Origin of the sequence: Streptomyces griseoaurantiacus, from assembly GCF_036189845.1 — a bacterium.
GTDB classification, from domain to species: domain Bacteria; phylum Actinomycetota; class Actinomycetes; order Streptomycetales; family Streptomycetaceae; genus Streptomyces; species Streptomyces griseoaurantiacus.
On record NZ_CP108326.1, the window covers coordinates 359008 to 376658 of the forward strand.

Sequence of the window (17651 nt, forward strand, 5' to 3'; positions counted from 1 at the left end):
CCGCGCCGTCCTGTCGCTCCGCCTGTTGGTGCTGGCTCACGTGTGTGTTTCTCCTTGCTGTGGTCGAGCTGATCGTCCCGCGCCGTCGCGGGAGGGGAATGCCGGCGGAGGTCGTCGACCGCTTACCGGCCGGCCGGGTCAGTCACGCTCCCCTTCGGGGCGGGAGGCGGGAACGCACCGGGTGCTGGGGGTGTGTGCGAGCGGACGGGCAGGCAGTCGAGAGGCTGCGCACGGCGCGCACGACGGGAGAGGCCGTCCTTCAGGCGCTCCAACAAGCCGGTGAGGGTGGCGAGTTCCTCGGGTGTCCAGTCCGCGGTGGCTTCGTCCATCAGGTCGGTGTGCACCTGGACGAGGGCGTCGAAGAGCCCCCGGCCCTGCGGGGTGATGCTGACGAGGCTGGAGCGGCGGTCGTCGGGATTGGCGCGGCGTTCCACCGCCCCCTGCTGCTCCAGGTGCGCCACCTGCCGGCTGACCACGGACAGGTCGCAGTCCAGGTGATGGGCCAGTTCACGCAGCCGCGTCTCCCCGTGCTGGGCGAGCGCGGCCAGCACCATGGAGCCGTTTCCCGCCCCTTGGGGCAGCTCGCGCACGAGTCGCCGTCGGATGACGGCGATCGCCGCGAGCTGTCGCACGACATCGCCGAGAGTTTCCTGATGCGTGCCGTCACTCATCGTTTCCCCGCCCGAGTCCGACCGCTTTCGCCGTCGAGACCCTTGACCCCGCCCATTTTTGATTGCCTCAAGCAACTTTATGATCGTTCTGGCCGCGGCGCAAGCGGGAACCGCACCGACCTCCCCGCACCACGGTCAGTCGCGCGGGGCCTCGATCCACTCCTCGGGCGGATCCGCCTCGGATCGGCTCGCGGAACCCTCCGCGCGCTCCAGCGTCGCCGAGATCGCCGCGGCCACTTCACCGGGATGCGACAGTGGCGAGAGGTGGCTGCTGGGGAGCTCTGTGACGACGGCTCCGGCACGTGCGGCGAACCACCGCTGCAGTCGGGGATCGAGGATCCGGTCCTCGGCCGAGAGGACGTAGCCGCAGGGCAGTTCGTGCCAGGCGCCCCGGGGGGCCGGGGCCGTCAGGCAGGCCGCATGAGTCGGCTTCTGCGCGGCGGCGAGGCTCCTGGCGAGTCGGGGCGGCAGGTCGTGGGCGAGTGCGTCACCGAACAGCGCCGGGTCCACATGGGACCAGCCGTCCGCGGCGAACCGCAGGGCGGCGCGGCCCGGCATCTCGGCCCCCCTGTCGCTCAGCGTGCCGACGGTCTCCCCCTCCTCGGGCACATAGGCGGCCACGAAGACCAGGGAGTCGGCCTGTGGACGATCGAGTGCCGCGCCGGAGATGACGGTGCCGCCGTAGGAGTGCCCGACGAGGGTGAGGGGTCCTTCCATCGCGTCGATGTGCCGACGGGTCCAGGCGATGTCGTCGGCGAGGGAGGTCATCGGCAACTGCACGGACAGCGCCTGGTGGCCCTGTTGATGCAGGTGGCCCACGACCTCCTGCCAGACCGATCCGTCGCTCCAGGCGCCGTGGACCAGCACTGCGTTTCCCATGTCGCACTTCCTTCCGTCGTGAACGTCCCGAGGCAAATGTCGACGGCGGACACGCGATCTCACGACTCGCACGACGGATCTTGCGCGCTTTCCCCGAAACTGTTGCCGTGACGACGTATCTCGACAGCCCGGACCCCGTGCGGCATCACCTCACCGAGGACGACCTGGCCCTGGCGCACGCCCTCCAGCTCAACGGCCGCGCCTCCTTCACCGAGATCGCTGCCGCCCTCGGCGTCTCCGACCAGACCGCGGCCCGCCGCTACACCCGGCTGCGCACCACCGGGAAGCTGCGCGTGCTGGGTCTGACCGATCCGTTCCGGCTGGGGGACCTGTCGTGGTTCGTGCGCGTGCGGAGCACTCCGGACGCGTCCGCCTCCATCGCTGCGGCGCTGGCCCGGCGCACGGACACCACCTGGGTCAGCCTCACCTCGGGCGGAACGGAGACGATGGCTTCGGTCCGTTCCCGGGGGCCCGGCCTGGAGGAACCCTTCCTGGTGCGGAAGTTGCCCCGCATCCCCCGAGTGGTCGACGTCTCCGCGCACTGCGTCCTGCACGTCTTCTTCGGCAGGGACCTCGGCTTCATCAACAAGTCCGGGCCACTCACCGACGCCCAGGTCGCCGCCCTGTCCCCGCGGACGGCGGGCCGAAGCCGGACAACAGCGCCGGGACCCGTCGTGCTGGACGCTCCCGACCGGCTGCTGCTCGACCTGCTGGCCCGCGACGGAAGGGCCCCGGTGGGCGAACTGGCCGCGGCCACCGGGCTGTCGGAGTCCACCGTGCGCCGCCGCATCAACGACCTACGCGGCGAAGGCGTGCTGTACTTCGACGTGGACTACCACCCCGACGTCCTGCACCGGAAGGTGAGAATCGCCCTCTGGCTGGAGTTCGACCCCGCGCGGCTGGCCGAGGCGGGCGAGTCCCTGGCGGCGCACCCCGCGGTGACCTTCGCCGCCGCGGTGACCGGCGCGACGAACCTGTACGCGAACATCCAGGTGGACTCGCCGCAGCTCCTGTACAGCTACCTGACCCACACGGTGTCCGGACTGCCCGGACTGCGGCACACGGTGACCGCACCGATCCACCGAACCCTCAAGGGCCCGGGCCCCTACTCCCCGTCGAGGGACGGGACGGGGGGCGGCTGACGGCTGGCGGGTACAAGGACGTCCAGGTCGCCGTGAAGACCAAGGGCGGCCAGGGCGCCACCGAGCCCGGCCAGGGCGTGCGGGCCCGGCCGCTCGCACCCCGCTCTGTCCCACGGCTCGTCCGATGAGGTACGCCCCTGTCGACGTCCTGGCCCGTTCGGCACCCGTCCGCCGATCGGTGCCGGTTTTGGTGCGTGTCGGCGAGGACGGTCGACGCCGGGCCGGCCGACGCTCTCCGACGGCTGCCGGGCCGGCCGACGCTCTCCGACGGCTGCCGGGCTCGCCCCGGCGACGTGGAGCGGGACCTCCGGGCCGTGGCGGGGCCGAAAGTCGGGGCCCGGCGCGACGAACGGGGGTCCGGACGTGTCACCATGGGGGACACGAGACCGATCGGCGCTCCGGCAGTGTGGCGTCGGCCATCGGGTTGCTGGACAGTACCCGCCCATCCCGGGCCTCCAGTTCCCGCCACCGTCAGCCCGCCTTCTCCCGGGGTTCGCCGCTGGACTCACCACCCCCGAAGGGGGTACGACCCGTATGTACGTCAGCACTGCCGTCGAGGGGACCACCGTCCGGATCGCTCCGACCGGGCCCGTCGACCACGACACCCTGCCCGCCCTGCGGGAAGCTCTGAGGTCCCTGCCTCCGGATGTGGACGCGGTGGTCTGGGACCTCCGGTCCGCCACCTTCATGGACGTCGCGGGACTGCATCTCCTGTTCGGTCGAGCCCCGGAGGACGGGCCGTTCCCCCGCACCGTGGGGGTGGAGAGGCTGAGGCCCCAGCACCGTCGTCTCCTGCTCCTGGCCGCACGCGTCTTCCCCGGGCTCGACGTCGCGGGGATCATCCGCGACGGCTCTCTCGAGGAGGCGGCCTGAGCAGGTCGGGTCCCTCGGTGGGCCGGCGTACGGAGGGTCCCGGTCAGGCGAGGGCGACGACGGCGACGACGCGTTTCCCCGTCGCGGCCGTCTCGACGCTGACGCTGCGGGCGAGTGCCGTCACCATCTCGAGACCGTGCTGTCCTACGCGTGCCGGATCGGGCACCCGTGCCGCCGGCGCGACCGGGCTGCTGTCGCTCACCTCTATCCGCAGTGCCCCGTCCGAGATGCTCAGGCCGAGCAGCGCGGGACCGGGTGCATGCCTCAGGGCGTTGGTGACCAGCTCGCTCACTATCAACTGGACCGCCTCGACCGTCTCGACGCGGACCAGGACCCCGGCCGCGCCGCGGGCGGTCGTCAGGAACGACGCAGCGAAACGACGGACCTGCGCGAGACGAGTGCTGTCGCCCGACAGGGCGAGGGACGCTTCCGTCCGCGACGGCTCGCCCGTCGAGCGCTCTCCGGTCGTCTCCCGCGGCGCTTCACTCGTCACTTGCTTGCCCCCCATGCGTGCCCCGCCCCTCCCACCCGGCCTGCCACGGGCACGTTACCCCGGAGCATGCGGTGCTCCCCGTGGCGGCGGGCAGCCCGGGGGCGCGGTGACGCCCTCTCGTGCCCGGACGTCCCGCAGGTCTCGTAGGATTCCAAAGGTCAACATATGAACATATCGAACGAACGAATGCAGGGGAGCATCCCGTATGTCGGAGCAAGCGGACGCAGTCGATCTGGTGGATCTCCTTTCGGTCGAGGGCGAGGACCTGGCTGCGGCATGGGTGCGGGAGGTGTCGGGCTCCCTGGGCCGGCGCGTGAGCGCGGCCGAACTCGAACGGGAGCTGCGGGAGCTGTACGAGGCCCTGGTGGAGGCGCTGCGCCAGGATGCGGTCGACGTGCACTCCGAGCAGATGTCCGAGGTACGGGCGCTGCTGACGGAGCTCTCCCGGAGCAGGGCGCGCAAGGGCTTCTCGCCGACGGAGACCGCCATCAGCGTCTTCGCTCTGAAGCGTGTCCTCGAGCCGGTGCTGCGGAAGGGCTCCTCCGAGTCCGTCCATGCCTATCTCCAGCTCAGCCGACTCCTCGACGAGCTGGGTCTTTTCACCATCGAGACGTACACGCAGACGCGTGACGCGCTGATCACGGCGCAGGCGGAGCAGCTCCTGGAGCTCTCCACCCCCGTCGTGCGGCTGTGGGACGGCGTGATCGCCGTACCGCTGGTCGGCACGCTGGACTCGGCGCGCACCCAGGTCGTCATGGAGAAGCTGCTGCAGGCCCTGGTCGACACGGGCTCGGAGCAGGCGATCATCGACATCACGGGTGTCCCCGCGGTGGACACGCAGGTGGCTCAGCATCTCCTCAAGACGATCGTCGCCGCCCGACTGATGGGTGCCGAGTGCACGGTGTCCGGCATCAGCCCGCAGATCGCTCAGACGATCGTGGCGCTGGGCATCGAGTTCGAGGGCATCGCGACCAAGGCGAGCCTCGCCGACGCGCTCAAGCTGGCGCTGCGCCGTTCCGGCGTGGACCTGGTCGCGCACCGGGACGGGCTGCGATGAGCGAGCGCATTCCGATCCTGCGGATCGGTGAGAATCTCGTGGTGTCGGTCCAGTTCGACCTGGAGGACCAGACGGTCCTCAACCTCCAGGAGGACCTCGCCGATCAGATCGTGGCGCACTCGGCCCGCGGCGTGGTCATCGACATCAGTGCCCTGGAGATCGTCGACTCGTTCGTCGGGCGGATGCTGGCGACGGTGGCGTCCATCTCGCGTGTCCTCGACGCCCGGACGGTCGTGGTGGGCATGCGTCCTGCCGTCGCCATCACGCTCGTCGAGCTGGGACTGTCGCTGGGCGGTGTCAGCACGGCTCTGGACCTGGAGAAGGGACTCGCCAAGCTGCGCGCGTCCTCCGATGCGGCACAGCGGTGACAGCGCCCTGGAGCAATGAAGCAGAGGTACAGATGCATCCTGTCGAGCGGAACGGCGATGTCGTCCACATACGTCAGGCCATCCGCGCACTCGCCCAGGAGGGGGGCCTGTCCCTGGTCGATCAGACGAAGATGATCACCGCCGCGAGCGAGCTCGCCCGGAACACGCTCATCTACGGTGGCGGAGGCGTGGTCCGGGCCGGCGCGGTCGCCAAGGACGACAGGCGCGGTGTCGGAGCGGTGTTCGAGGACTCGGGTCCGGGGATCGCCGACGTCGCGCAAGCGATGACGGACGGCTGGACGTCGGGTACCGGCATGGGACTGGGGCTCAGCGGGTCCCGCCGCCTCGTCGACGAGTTCGACCTCCGTACCACTCCCGGCGAGGGCACCACGGTGACCATCATCAAGTGGGCACGGTGAACACCCTCACCCCGCTGGACAGTGAGGACGTCGCCTGGTTCAGGGACGACCCGTCGCTGCCCGTCGCGGCCCGCGGAGCCGCGGCCACGCTCGCCCGCCGTCTCGGTCTGGGCAGCCACCGGTCCGCCGAGGTCGCCCTCGCCGTCACCGAGGCCGCCACGAACCTGCGGCGCCACGCGGAGGACGGCGCTCTCCTGCTGCGGACCGTCCGCACCGAGGACACGGCCGGGGTCGAGTTCCTCACCATCGACTCGGGCCCCGGCATGGCCGACGTGCCGGCGGCGATGGCGGACGGGAACTCCACCGGCGGCACCCTCGGCATCGGGCTCGGTGCCGTCGCGCGGCTCGCGGACGGCTTCGACGTGCATTCGATACCGGGCCGGGGCACGGTCATGAGCGCGCGCTTCTGGGGCCGCGGCCGGGACGGCCGCCCGGTCGTCCCACCCGCCGACGAAACGGTTCTGGCGGGAGTGACACGGCCCATCAGCGGCGAATCCGTGTGCGGAGACGCCTGGGCGGCCCGTGCGGACGGCGACCGGGGGGCGAGCGACCACGCCCTCGTCGTCATGCTCTGCGACGGCCTCGGTCACGGCCCCCTCGCCGCCCGGGCCGGTGAGGCCGCCGTGCGGGCGTTCCACGAGACGCGGGACCTCAGCCCGGAGGGCGTGCTCAACTCCGTCCACCTCGCCCTGCGCGGTACGCGCGGCGGCGCGGTGTCCGTCATGCGGATCGAGCCCCACGCCCACCGGGTCCTCTTCTGCGGGATCGGCAACGTCAGCGGTTACCTCGTGCACGACGGCTCCCGCCGTGCTCTGCTGTCGGCCCCCGGCATCGTGGGATCGCACATGCGTCGGTTGCGCACGTTCCAGGAGCCCCTGCCCGAGCACAGTGCCCTGGTGATGCACTCGGACGGACTCACCGACCGTTGGGACCACACGACGATGCCGGGACTGTTCAGCCGGTCGCCTCTCGTCGTGTCCGGTCATCTGCTCCGCGAGGCCGGGATACGACGCGACGACGCCGGCGTCGTCGTGGTGAAGGGTGCCTGGTGATCGCCGGATGAGCGGGATGACGGAGGAGACGGCGAGCTTCCGCCTCTCCTCGGCACAGGAGGTGTTCGGCCTGCGCCGCGTCGCCCAGCAGGCGGCGGCGGCTCTCGCCTTCGACCAGCAGGACCAGGTCCGCCTCGCGACCGCCCTGAGCGAACTGGGACGGGACCGGCTCGGCAGCCCCGACCTGGAGGTCACCTTCGGCCTGGACACGACGGCGCAGCCCAACGCGCTCGTCGTCGCCTTCTCCTGGCGTGGCGGCACCCCGCCGCGCCAGGAGACGCTCGACCTGGTCGCGAGACTCGTCCGTGTCGAGCACCGGGCCGGCACCCCCCAGAGTCGCCTCCTCCTCACCCACCCCCTCCCCCGCGACGGCGCGTGGCCGGACGACCCCGGAGAGCGGCTGGCCGGCGCGCTCGACACCGCGGCCCCCTCCACCGAAGCGGACGATCTGCGGGCACAGACCCGCGACCTGATCGCGGCCCTGGACGAGACCAGAGCGCAGCGGGAGGAACTCCGCAGGCTCAACGAGGAGTTGGAGGAGACCAATCAGGGGGTGCTCGCCCTGTACTCGGAGTTGACCCGGGAGCTGGAAACCACCAACAGCGGTGTGCTGGCGCTCCATTCCGAGCTGGAGGACAAGCGCCGGCAACTGCAGGAGGCCAGCGAGGCGAAGACCCGGTTCTGGACGAACATCAGCCACGAGCTGCGCACACCGGTCAATGCCGTCGTCGGCCTCTCCCGTCTCCTGCTCACCCCCGGCCCCTCCCCGCTGAGCCCGGAACAGCAGGAACAGGTCGAACTCATCGCCGCCTCCGGCCACACCATGCTCGCTCTCGTCAGTGATCTCCTGGACGTCGCGAAGGCGGAGGCCGGCCATCTGGAGATCCACGCCGAACCCGTCGACATACGTCTGGTCGTCACACATCTGGGCGGCCTGCTCCGCAGTCACGCCGAGGGCGGGGTCCGTCTCGTCCTGCCACCACTGGACGACGCACCCGCCCTGGTCACCGACGAGACGTTGCTCGTCCGCATCCTGCGCAACCTGCTGTCCAACGCCATGAAGTTCACCGAACGGGGCGAGGTGCGTCTGGATGTCACCGCGGATCCTGATGTCCACGACCGCGCGGTGATCTTCACCGTCACCGATACGGGAGTGGGTATCCCGGAGGAGGAGATCGACCGGGTCTTCGAGGCCTTCTACCAGGTCCGTGGCCCGCATCAGCGGGGCAGGCCCGGCACCGGCCTGGGACTGCCGTACGCCAGGACCCTCGCCGAGCTTCTGGGCGGATCACTCAGCCTCACCAGTACGGTCGGCGAGGGAACCCGTGTCCGGGTCCGGGTGCCGGACCTGGACCGTCCGGGCGCACACGCATGCGCGGAGCAGGAAGAGAGACCGTGACCGCCAGCACGAGCGACGTCCAGCCGGCGACGGTCCTGGTCGTCGACGACAACGAGACGAACCGGTACGTCCTCGCCACCTGGCTCCGTCGTGCGGGACACACCGTCGTCGGTGTCGGCACCGGAGAGGAGGGACTCGCGTACCTGCGCGGCTCGGAGCCGGCCCCGGACATCGCCATCGTCGATGTCCGGTTGCCGGACATGAGCGGGTTCGACGTCAGCGAGCGCATCAAGCAGGACACGGCCACGGGGCATCTGCCGGTCATCCAGATCTCGGCCGCCGCCATCAGCCCCGAGGACCACATCGAGGGCCTGAGCCGTGGCGCGGACGCCTATCTGGACCAGCCTCTCGATCCGGGCGAACTCGTCGCCACCGTGACCGCGACCCTCCGCTACGCCCGGGCCCGGCAGAGAGCCGAGAGGCTGGCGCGACGACTCATCACCCTCAACCAGGTGACGCTGCAGGTCTACAGTGCCACCGAGTTCCCGTCCTTCGCCTCACGTGTCACCAGCGGTGCCGCCGAGGTGCTGTCCGGCCCCGCCTCCGCCGTCTTCCTCTCGCCCCTGGCGGAGGCGGTGCAGGCGACGGTCGACGGACCGCGGGGAGTCGTCGGTCTCCATCCCGTGCGTCCCGCGCTCCTGGAGGAGCTGAGCGCCCTCAGCGGCCTCGGCCAGGCGGCGGGGGTCCGCCTGCTGCGCGTGCCCGCGGAACGGTGGCGCTCCCTGTCGCCGGCACATGATCCGAGAGGTGAGGTGGCGCTCGCCCTCTCCCGCACCAAGCGCGGCCGCCCTCCGGTCGCCGTCGTCGTGCCGGCGACGGCCGTGCGGAGCGCCGACGACGAACGGCTCCTGCAGCAGTTGGCGAACACCGGGGCGCTGGCGCTGGAGGCGCTGCGCACCTACAGCGAGGAACACGCCCTCGGTCTCGCCCTCCAGCGCTCCTTCCTCCCCAAGGAACTGCCCTCGGTCCCCGGTGTCGACCTCGCTGTCCGCTATCAGCCCGCCTCGGAGCACGCCGAGATCGGGGGTGACTTCTACGAGGCGGTGGAGACGGCGGACGGGCTCCTCCTCGCCATCGGGGACGTCGTCGGTCACTCGGTCACCGCCGCCACCGTGATGGGGGAGGTCCGCCACGCCCTGCGGGCCTATGCCATCGAAGGGCACCCCCCGCAGCGGATCCTGGAGGCACTGGAGAGGCTGCTGGGACAGTCCCAGCCCGGTATCACCGTGACTCTCTGTCTCGTTCTCGTGGACTCCGGGGGACGCCGCCTTCTCGTCGCCAACGCCGGCCACATCCCCCCGGTGGTGGCGGAGCCGCGGGTCGCTCCCCGCTTCCACGAGCCGCACGGCCCCCTCCTGGGCCTCGGTCTGCCCCAGCCGGCTCCCACCACGGTGCCGTTGCCGCACGGGGGCCGTCTCGTGATGGTCACCGACGGACTCGTGGAGGTGCGGACGGCACCCCTGGACGTCACGCTGGCCGCGTTCCGGGAAACCGTCGCGGGCGGTCCCGAGGACATCGAGGAGCTGTGCGACCTGCTCCTGGACCGCTTCGGGCAGAACAAGGACGACGACATCGCCGTGATCGCGGCCTCGTTCAGCCGCGATACGACGGTCCGGCAGCCGAGGTAGTGCGAGCCCGGCGGGCAGTCATTCGGACGGGCCGGCGCCGTCGGCGGTGACCTCCGTGGTGAGGGCGGCCAGCGCCTCGTCGACCGTGTCGTACATGGGGATCAGCTGGGAGACACCGGTGATGGTGACCATGCGCACGAGGCGTTCGGGGATGCGCGCGACCCGGAGCGAACCGCCTGCCGCCTGCGCGGCCTGCAGCAGGACGATGAGCGTGGTGAGGCCGGTCGAGTCGACGAAGTCCACCTGCTCCATGTCCAGGACGAGGTGCGGAGCGCCCTGGTCCACCACGGCCTGTGCCCGGGTACGCAGCTCGGACGCGGTGTGCAGATCGACATCTCCGACGACGGCGACGACGGCCGTACGGTCGCCGGTGAGGCGGATCGAGGGATCGAGGGCATCGGTCACGTGTGACACTCCTGGCAGGGCTGCTCTGGGGCGGCGTGGCGCGTACGGTGAGGGGCGCCACCGCCGCTCGGACGACGGAAGGGGACGGGCGGAAAGACGCGGCTACCCGCGGTGGGCCGGATCATTGCCGTGACCCGGCCTCCCCGCCGAGGCCGTGAACGGTGACCAGATCGGCGAGGCCCGACACGGTGAGGACGGGTTCGAGCAGCGGCGGGACGATGAGTTCGAGCCGCTCCGCGTGGGCGAACAGAACGCTCAACCCCGCGCTGTCGAGGTATTCCACCCCGGTCAGGTCCACGACGAGGGGGCCCGAGCCACTGTCCAGGGCCTCGGCCAGATCACCGGCGTTGCTCATGTCGATCTCACCGCTGACGGCGAGACGGCCGGTGCCGTCGGGACCGCGGCCCGGTGTGAGAGTGAGCGGGGTCGTCATCAGGCGATCCTCATCTGCATGTCGACGGTGGTCCCGGACGGTCCGGGAGCGACGGTGACCTCCTGCATCAGGGCGTGCATCAGCGAGATGCCCCGGCCGCGGTGCGTGTTCCTCCCGCGCTGCGGGACCCTCCACCGGCCGCTGTCGGCGACCGTCACGCGCAGGGTGTCCACCAGCGCCTCGGCGCGCAGCCTCACGTCCTCACCCGGGGTGTGGCGGTGTCCGTGCTCGATCGCGTTGGCGCAGGCCTCGCCGGCGGCGACGAGTACGTTCTGCACCGTGGTGGGCGGCAGGTCGCACTGGTCCAGCCAGCCGCGCAGCGCCCTGCGGACGGGCGCGAGCTGGGAGGACTCGGCCGGGAAGATCATCTCCAGCGGCGCCGGATGACGGTACAGCAGCAGCGCCACGTCGTCGTCGTACCCGCCGGCCGGTGCGAGCCTGGACATCACCGCGGTGGCGAGATCCTCGACGGGCATCTCACGGCCTTCCTTCACGGCCTCGCCCGCCTGCTCCATGCCCGCGCTGAGCGGACGCCGACGGCGCTCGACCAGGCCGTCGGTGTACAGCAGCAGCGTCGCGCGGGCCGGAAGGGAACACGTCGCCTCGGGGCGGGCCCTGCCCGGTCGTACCGCCAGCGGCAGCGCACGCCCGTCCTCCAGCAGCCTGCTGCTGCCGTCGGGATGTACGAGGATGCCCGGCGGGTGACCGGCGCTCGAATAGGTGAGCTCTCCGCTGCCGGGCTCGAGGACCCCGCAGAAGACGGTCGTGCAGATCGCACCGGCCACACCGGCCGCGAACTGGTCCAGGGCCGTCAGCGTGCGGGCCGGGCTGGGGTCCTGGAGCAGCAGTGCGCGGCAGGCGCTGCGCAGCTGCCCCATGACGCTGGCCGCCTCCAGGCCCCGTCCGACACAGTCGCCCACGACGATGCCGATCCGTCCGTCCGGCAGGGTGACGGTGTCGTACCAGTCGCCTCCCACTTCCAGCGGGCGGGTGGCGGGTTCGTACCGCACGGCGAAGCCCTCGGGAAGCCGGGCGGGACCGAGGATGGCCCGCTGGAGCGCGATCGCGGTCTCCCGCTGCTGGTCGATCTGGTGCGCCCGCCCCAGTCCCTGCGCGAGATGACCGGCCAGCAGGGACAGCAACAGCTGGTCCTCGGAACCGAACGGCCGGTGACCCTCCAGATCGACCCACACGACCATCGGGCTCTCGGGGTGCTCCAGCAGAACGCCCGCCCCACTGTCCTCGGCCACCACCGTGAGCGAGGGCCGGTCGCGCAGGGCCGTGAGCGCTTCCCTGCGCGCGGCGGGCAGGTCCTCCCACCGCAGAGTCGCGTCGGTGGCCGTGAGTGCCGGAGTGTCGCCGCCGCCGAAGACGGCGGCCACCACGACGCGCGCGTGCCACAGCGACCGCAGCACGTGCAGGCCGGCGGACAGTGCCTCGGGAAGGTCGGCGGCACGGGACAGCGAGGTGCTCAGCGCAGCGAGGGCCGTCTCCCGCTGGACGGCGTAGTGCTCGGCGGTGACGTCGCGGAAGGTGCCGACCGTGACCCCTCGCCCGGTGTTCGGGTCCTCGGCCTTGTTGAAGTTCACGGCGACCCACAGGCGGTGACCGTCACGATGGGTGACCGGGACGGTGTACGAGCCCCGGGGGCTCTGCAGCAGGCGGGCGAAGGCGTCGCCGACCTGCTCGTAGGCACCCGGATCGGCGGGCGCGTGCGGCCACCACGGGTGGACCGGGGCGTACGGGAGGCCCTCGGGGCCGTAACCGAGGATGTCGGTGAAGGCGGCGTTGATCTCCACGACGGTTCCCGACTCGTCGCAGACGAAGAACGCCTCCTGGAGGGAGTCGATGAGCGCCGTCCGCCAGCGCAGGTGGTGGTCGCGCAGCCGGGCCAGCTCGACGTTGGCGCGGACCCGGGCCAGGAGTTCGGCGGCGGCGAAGGGCTTCACCAGGTAGTCGTCGGCGCCGGCCCGCAGCCCCTCGATCGACGCCTCCTGCCCGGCCCTGGCCGACAGCAGCAGTACCGGCACGGAGGCCGTGCGGGGGTCGGCGCGCAGCCGCGACACCAGCTCCAGCCCGTCCAGCCGGGGCATCATCACATCGCTGACGACGAGGTCGGGGGTGCGTCGGCGGGCGGCGGCGAGTGCCTCGACGCCGTCGGTCACCTCGGTGACCCGGTACCCCGCGGCGGCCAGGAGCCGGGCGAGGTACTCCCGCATGTCGGCGTTGTCGTCGGCCACCAGGACCCGTGCGCTGTACGCGGGCCCGGCACCGGGGACGACCGCGGCTGCTCCCACCTCCCGCGGACCGCCGTCGTCCGCCGGGGCCGGTTCACTCGTCGGAAGCCAGCGGAATGCCTCGTGGACGTATGGGTCCGCGGTGGCCCCGGCCGCGCCGCCGTCCGGCTCCGAGACCACGGAGTCCGCCGGCAGATGGGCGGTACCGAAGGGAATCCGCAGGGTGAAGGTGGTGCCGACCCCCTCGGTGCTCTCGGCGTCGATGGTGCCGCCGTGCAGACCGACGAGTTCCCGCACCAGGGCCAGCCCGATGCCGCTTCCCTCGTGGGACCGGGCACGGGCGTTCTCGATGCGGTGGAAGCGCTCGAACAGCCGGGGCATCTCGGTCTCCGGCACGCCGGTACCGGTGTCGGCCACGACGACCACGGCGTCCGGGCCGGACCGGCGCACACGCACGCGCACCGCTCCCTCGAAGGTGAACTTGAGGGCGTTGCTGAGCAGGTTCAGGACCACCTTCTCCCACATGGCACGGTCCACGTACACCGGTTCGTCCAGGGCGGGGCAGTCCACGTCGAGGGTGAGCCCGGCCCGCTCCACCGCCGAACGGAAGACGCTGGCCAACTCCGCGGTGACCGCGGCCAGTTCGACAGGCTCGTAGCGGGCCTGCATCCGCCCGGCCTCGAGCCTGGAGAAGTCCAGCAGCGTGTTGACCAGCTTGCCCAGCCGCAACCCGTTGCGGTGGATGACGTCGAGTTCCGCGTGCACCTCCTCGCCCGCGCCGCTGAGCCGGGTGCGCAGTTCCTCGACCGGCCCCATGATCAGCGTCAGCGGGGTGCGCAGCTCATGGCTGATGTTCGAGAAGAAGGTGGTCTTCGCCCGGTCCAGCTCCGCCAGTTCCTCCGCGCGCCGCTGCTGTGCCTGGTAACTCCGGGCGCTGCCGATTCCCGAGGCGATGTGTCCTGCCGTCAGCTCGACGAACCCCCGGTAGTGGTCGTCCAGGTCGCGATAGCGGTTCAGGGCCGCCACCAGGAAGCCGTAGGGTGCGCCGCCCTGCCGCAGCAGGGGCACCACGAGCGCCTGCAGGGGTGATTCGGGCCAGTCGCCCACCGGCAGGGGGCCGAACGAGGCCTCGGCCAACGGGATGACGCGCGTCTCCCCCTCGGCCAGTTCCCAGACGGGCCACACGCCCCCGGGACCGCCGACGGGAAGGGAGCGCGGTGCGACGGGCGTACCGGGGGTGACGCCGGTCGTACCCGCCAGCCGTGCTTCGTCGCCGTCGAACAGGTAGGTGAGGGTGAAGGGCAGGTCCTTGAGGTTGCGGGAGAGCTGCCGGTGGACGAAGGCCAGCACCTCCTGCTCGGTGCGGATCACGCTCGGGTCCGAGCCCAGGTCCCGCAGGGTGGCCATGCGCCGCTCGCCGATCACCCGCTCGGTGTCCTCGTTGACCACGCACAGCATGCCGACGACCTCACCGGCGTCGTCCCTGAGCGGGCTGTAGGAGAACGTGTGGTACGTCTCCTCGGTGTACCCGGAGCGTTCGAGGAAGAGGAGCAGGGCCTCGTCCCACGTGGCCCGGCCCGTGCCGAGGACGGCCTCGATGCGGGGGCCGATGTCCCCCCAGATCTCCGACCACACCTCACTCGCGGGCCGGCCGAGCGCCCACGGGTACTTGCGGCCGAGGGTGTCGCGCCGGTAGGCAGCGTTGCAGAAGAACGTCAGCTCCTCGCCCCACGCCATCCACATCGGGAACCGCGAGGACAGCAGGATGCTGACGGCCGTCTGCAGGCTCTGCGGCCACTCCCGCGGCGGCCCGAGCGGTGTCGCCGCCCAGTCGACCTCGGCGAGGTCCCCGCCCACCTCCTGGCAGGCGGCGAACACCCCGCCGTCGCCCACGGCTCGCGGCCTGCTCACCGACCGGCCCGAACGCTCCACACGAGACCCTTTCCCTCATGTCCCTCAAACAGGCCGACGCCTTCGGCCACGTGCCTGTCCTCCTGGAGCGGTGTGCCCTTTTCCCACTCATATGAACGCACGCATCGGGCACCGGCGGTCGCGGTCCCCAGGATAGTGGGACGCGTCGCGGGCACCCGCACCGGAAGGCGCCACCGGGACGCGCGGCGGCCCCGGCGCTCGGCCCCCTCGTCGGCCGGAGCGGTATGCGGGAACGCCCTCTTCATCCGCCGCACCCTGTGGAAAAGATGTGAAGAATCACCTCCGTGAGGCCGTCCACTCACTTCTCCTCTTCACCTTCCGGATATGCGGGTGATCATTTTTCGCCATACATCATGCCCCTGTGGATCTCCGCGGATTCAGCATGCATGCTCGCTGGAGCGGAAAGGTCCGTATTCATTGGACAGGACCTTTCCATTCGGCGGGACATCGTTGTCCGAGGCGCACGCCACCGTCCTTCGGGCTTCCTGCCGAAAGCTCCAGCGCTACAGGAGGTTCGGTGGAGACAGGAAAGTCCGTCGCCCGTACCCGCATTGACTCCGAACACCCGTTACCGCCGTCCACGCACCCGGGGAAGGAACTCCGTTTCCATCTGCTCGGGCCCGTTCACGTACGCGTCGACGGCGCCGTACGGGACATCGGTTCCCCGCAGGCGCAGGCCTTCCTCGCCGTCCTGCTGCTCCAGCCCGGACGGACCGCGACGCTGGCCGAACTGGTCCACGGCATCTGGGGCGACGAGCCGCCGGACACCGCGGTGGCCGCCGTCCGTACCCACGCCTGGAAGTGGCGGCGTTTCCTCGAGACCTCCGGTGTGGGCCGGGACGCCCTGCTGTCCAGGGGGGACGGCTACCGGCTGACGCTCACCGGGCCCCTGACCGACGTGGAGGAGGTCGAGGGGCTCTCCGCCTCGGCCGCCGAGGCCCGTACGCGCGGGCACCTCGAAGAGGCCGACACCCTGCTGAAGGTGGCGCTCGGCCGCTGGTACGGCGAGCCGCTCAACCGCGTGCCCGGGGACTTCGCCGCCCGCCAGCGGGCCCGGCTCACCGAACTGTCCACGGTTCTGAGCGAGGAACGCTGCGACATCCGGCTGGCACTCGGCCGGGCCTCGTTCGCCGTCCCGGACCTCATGGTGCTGGCGGCGGCGCATCCGCTGCGGCAGCGGGCGCACCGCCTGCTGATGCAGGCCCTGCACGACACGGGACGACAGCACGAGGCACTCGCGGTCTTCGACCGGATCCGCCGGGGGCTGGCCGAGGAGCACGGCATCGATCCCGAGCCCGAACTGGTCCGCATGCACCAGCGGATACTGGCGGGGGAAGGCCTGGCCGAAGCTCCCTCCCGGGGCACCACAGCGGAAGCGGCGCCCTGGCCGCCCCGAGCCCAGCCCGGTTGGCCGGTGCCGCATCAACTGCCCCACCCCGTTGAGAACTTCGTCGGCAACGAACAGGCGTTCTCCTCGGTCGTCGAGGCCCTGCTCCCACCTCGCCGCACGGGCCCGGCGATCGTCGCGGTGACCGGTGTGCCGGGCAGTGGGAAGTCCTCGCTCGCGGTACGGGCCGCCCATCAGGTCCAGCCCGCCTTCCCCGGCGGGGTGCTCCACGCCGATCTCACGGACGAGGGGGAACGGACGGCGCCCTCGGCCGTGCTGCGCGGCTTCCTCGTCTCACTCGGTCTGCCGCGGGCCGCCCTGCCCGAGGGGTTGAGCGACCTGTCCGCGCTGTTCCGTTCGATGACCGACGGATGCCGACTGCTCATCGTGCTCGACGACGCGCACGACGCGGCGCAGGTGCGGCCGTTGCTGCCCGGGAGCCCGCGGTGCGCCGTCCTGGTGACCGGCACCCGCCTGTTTCCGGGACTGCCGGCGACCAGGCGGGTCCGCCTCGGGCCGGTCTCGGTGGAGGAATCGCTCGAGATCCTCGCCTCCGTCATGGGGCGGGAACGCGTGTGCGAGGAACGGGCCGCCGCCTCGGAGCTGGCGCGGATGTGCGAAGGGCTGCCACTCGCGGTGCACGCGGTGGGCGACTGGCTCGCGATCCGTCCGGAGCTGTCCTTGGAGACACTCGTGCGCCGGATCCACGACGACCCGGGTCATCTGCTCTCGCACTGCGAGACGGTGCGCACCTGCTTCGAGAAGAACGTCCGGCAGCTCGACCCCGAACTGGCCCGGGCCTGGACCCGGTTGTCCTGGTCCCCCGGGTGCCTCACGGCGGCCTCGGCCTCCCGGGCCCTCGGGGTGCCGCACGCCCATGCCGAGGTGCTGCTCGAACGGCTCGCGGACGCCTCGATGCTGGAGCGGCGAGCCCACCGCGGTTACGTCTTCTCGGCCCTGCTGCGGCAGTTCGCCCACCTCGAGTACCCCCTTCCGGTGACCGCGCCGCTCCCTCCCCTGGTCGCCTGAACCCCCGCCCCACGGCGCGCCGGACCCCGCGCCGGACCGCTCGGACCCACGGCCCGAGCGGTCCCCGCCTCTGCCCGTTCACACCCTGCGACGGCCCGATTATCGACCGCTTATCACCACAGGCGCACCGTGCGTACCGTAGACGGGGCAGCGGACGTCCCGCTTCCGAATACCGCGACCCCGTCCCGCGGTCCGTACGGTCCCCCGGGGCGGAGCACCACCCCTCCCGTCCTCTCCTTCTCCCCTG

Annotated in this window: 15 protein-coding genes; 9 read left to right on the plus strand and 6 right to left on the minus strand. The window is 71.5% G+C overall.

Annotated elements, in window-relative coordinates:
* Window positions 1–122: 122 nt before the first annotated feature.
* On the minus strand, window positions 123–671 hold the full coding sequence (locus OHB09_RS01605) for a MarR family winged helix-turn-helix transcriptional regulator (RefSeq protein ID WP_328921488.1): 549 nt from the start codon (window positions 669–671) through the stop codon (window positions 123–125).
* A gap of 135 nt (window positions 672–806) precedes the next feature.
* Window positions 807–1550, minus strand: a complete 744-nt coding sequence (locus OHB09_RS01610; RefSeq protein ID WP_328919377.1) for an alpha/beta fold hydrolase — start codon at window positions 1548–1550, stop codon at window positions 807–809.
* A 107-nt stretch (window positions 1551–1657) separates the two neighbouring features.
* On the opposite strand from OHB09_RS01610, the gene OHB09_RS01615 reads away from it, so the two are divergent.
* Both OHB09_RS01615 and OHB09_RS01620 read left to right on the plus strand, forming a co-directional pair.
* A complete protein-coding gene (locus OHB09_RS01615; RefSeq protein WP_328921489.1) occupies window positions 1658–2692 on the plus strand; it encodes an Lrp/AsnC family transcriptional regulator in 1035 nt (344 codons plus the stop codon).
* Window positions 2693–3226: 534 nt separating this feature from the next.
* Window positions 3227–3565, plus strand: coding sequence for an STAS domain-containing protein (locus tag OHB09_RS01620; protein WP_191890727.1), 339 nt, complete (start codon window positions 3227–3229; stop codon window positions 3563–3565).
* A gap of 43 nt (window positions 3566–3608) precedes the next feature.
* Here OHB09_RS01620 and OHB09_RS01625 read toward each other — a convergent pair whose 3' ends face one another.
* On the minus strand, window positions 3609–4073 hold the full coding sequence (locus OHB09_RS01625; protein WP_093599308.1) for an ATP-binding protein: 465 nt from the start codon (window positions 4071–4073) through the stop codon (window positions 3609–3611).
* 190 nt (window positions 4074–4263) lie between these two features.
* On the opposite strand from OHB09_RS01625, the gene OHB09_RS01630 reads away from it, so the two are divergent.
* From OHB09_RS01630 to OHB09_RS01655, 6 genes are read left to right on the plus strand one after another with little or no spacing between them, the layout of a single operon-like run.
* Window positions 4264–5115, plus strand: a complete 852-nt coding sequence (locus OHB09_RS01630; RefSeq protein ID WP_167793892.1) for an STAS domain-containing protein — start codon at window positions 4264–4266, stop codon at window positions 5113–5115.
* Entirely contained in the window at window positions 5112–5483 is a 372-nt protein-coding gene (locus OHB09_RS01635; protein WP_006136976.1) for an STAS domain-containing protein, read from the plus strand. The genes OHB09_RS01630 and OHB09_RS01635 overlap by 4 nt, the downstream gene beginning before the upstream one ends.
* A gap of 32 nt (window positions 5484–5515) precedes the next feature.
* Window positions 5516–5902, plus strand: a complete 387-nt coding sequence (locus OHB09_RS01640; RefSeq protein WP_191890725.1) for an anti-sigma regulatory factor — start codon at window positions 5516–5518, stop codon at window positions 5900–5902.
* On the plus strand, window positions 5890–6954 hold the full coding sequence (locus OHB09_RS01645) for an ATP-binding protein (RefSeq protein WP_191890724.1): 1065 nt from the start codon (window positions 5890–5892) through the stop codon (window positions 6952–6954). The genes OHB09_RS01640 and OHB09_RS01645 overlap by 13 nt, the downstream gene beginning before the upstream one ends.
* 16 nt (window positions 6955–6970) lie before the next feature.
* Complete coding sequence (locus OHB09_RS01650) at window positions 6971–8353, plus strand: sensor histidine kinase (RefSeq protein ID WP_093599314.1); 1383 nt, start codon at window positions 6971–6973, stop codon at window positions 8351–8353.
* The gene (locus tag OHB09_RS01655) at window positions 8326–9981 is read left to right on the plus strand and encodes a SpoIIE family protein phosphatase (RefSeq protein WP_234525703.1); all 1656 of its coding nucleotides are present in this window, start codon (window positions 8326–8328) and stop codon (window positions 9979–9981) included. The genes OHB09_RS01650 and OHB09_RS01655 overlap by 28 nt, the downstream gene beginning before the upstream one ends.
* Before the next feature lie 18 nt (window positions 9982–9999).
* Here the strand turns inward: OHB09_RS01655 and OHB09_RS01660 are convergent, their stop codons facing one another.
* The 3 genes from OHB09_RS01660 to OHB09_RS01670 all read right to left on the minus strand — a co-directional run bounded on the left by OHB09_RS01660 (window position 10000) and on the right by OHB09_RS01670 (window position 14799).
* Entirely contained in the window at window positions 10000–10386 is a 387-nt protein-coding gene (locus tag OHB09_RS01660) for an STAS domain-containing protein (protein WP_191854169.1), read from the minus strand.
* A 121-nt stretch (window positions 10387–10507) separates the two neighbouring features.
* On the minus strand, window positions 10508–10819 hold the full coding sequence (locus tag OHB09_RS01665) for an STAS domain-containing protein (protein WP_006136970.1): 312 nt from the start codon (window positions 10817–10819) through the stop codon (window positions 10508–10510).
* Complete coding sequence (locus tag OHB09_RS01670; protein WP_318295214.1) at window positions 10819–14799, minus strand: SpoIIE family protein phosphatase; 3981 nt, start codon at window positions 14797–14799, stop codon at window positions 10819–10821. Before OHB09_RS01670 ends, OHB09_RS01665 begins: the two co-directional genes overlap by 1 nt.
* Window positions 14800–15505: 706 nt before the next feature.
* On the opposite strand from OHB09_RS01670, the gene OHB09_RS01675 reads away from it, so the two are divergent.
* Window positions 15506–17404, plus strand: a complete 1899-nt coding sequence (locus OHB09_RS01675) for an AfsR/SARP family transcriptional regulator (protein WP_191890721.1) — start codon at window positions 15506–15508, stop codon at window positions 17402–17404.
* Window positions 17405–17651 lie beyond the last annotated feature (247 nt).

Excerpts from the sequence above, each read along its gene's own strand:
- OHB09_RS01670 (WP_318295214.1), bottom strand. The coding sequence starts at position 14,799 with ATGTGGATGGCGTGGGGCGAGGAGCTGACGTTCTTCTGCAACGCTGCC.
- OHB09_RS01610 (WP_328919377.1), bottom strand. The coding sequence starts at position 1,550 with ATGGGAAACGCAGTGCTGGTCCACGGCGCCTGGAGCGACGGATCGGTC.
- OHB09_RS01665 (WP_006136970.1), bottom strand. The coding sequence starts at position 10,819 with ATGACGACCCCGCTCACTCTCACACCGGGCCGCGGTCCCGACGGCACC.
- OHB09_RS01625 (WP_093599308.1), bottom strand. The coding sequence starts at position 4,073 with ATGGGGGGCAAGCAAGTGACGAGTGAAGCGCCGCGGGAGACGACCGGA.
- OHB09_RS01650 (WP_093599314.1), top strand. The coding sequence starts at position 6,971 with ATGACGGAGGAGACGGCGAGCTTCCGCCTCTCCTCGGCACAGGAGGTG.
- OHB09_RS01630 (WP_167793892.1), top strand. The coding sequence starts at position 4,264 with ATGTCGGAGCAAGCGGACGCAGTCGATCTGGTGGATCTCCTTTCGGTC.
- OHB09_RS01640 (WP_191890725.1), top strand. The coding sequence starts at position 5,516 with ATGCATCCTGTCGAGCGGAACGGCGATGTCGTCCACATACGTCAGGCC.
- OHB09_RS01655 (WP_234525703.1), top strand. The coding sequence starts at position 8,326 with ATGCGCGGAGCAGGAAGAGAGACCGTGACCGCCAGCACGAGCGACGTC.
- OHB09_RS01635 (WP_006136976.1), top strand. The coding sequence starts at position 5,112 with ATGAGCGAGCGCATTCCGATCCTGCGGATCGGTGAGAATCTCGTGGTG.
- OHB09_RS01620 (WP_191890727.1), top strand. The coding sequence starts at position 3,227 with ATGTACGTCAGCACTGCCGTCGAGGGGACCACCGTCCGGATCGCTCCG.
- OHB09_RS01605 (WP_328921488.1), bottom strand. The coding sequence starts at position 671 with ATGAGTGACGGCACGCATCAGGAAACTCTCGGCGATGTCGTGCGACAG.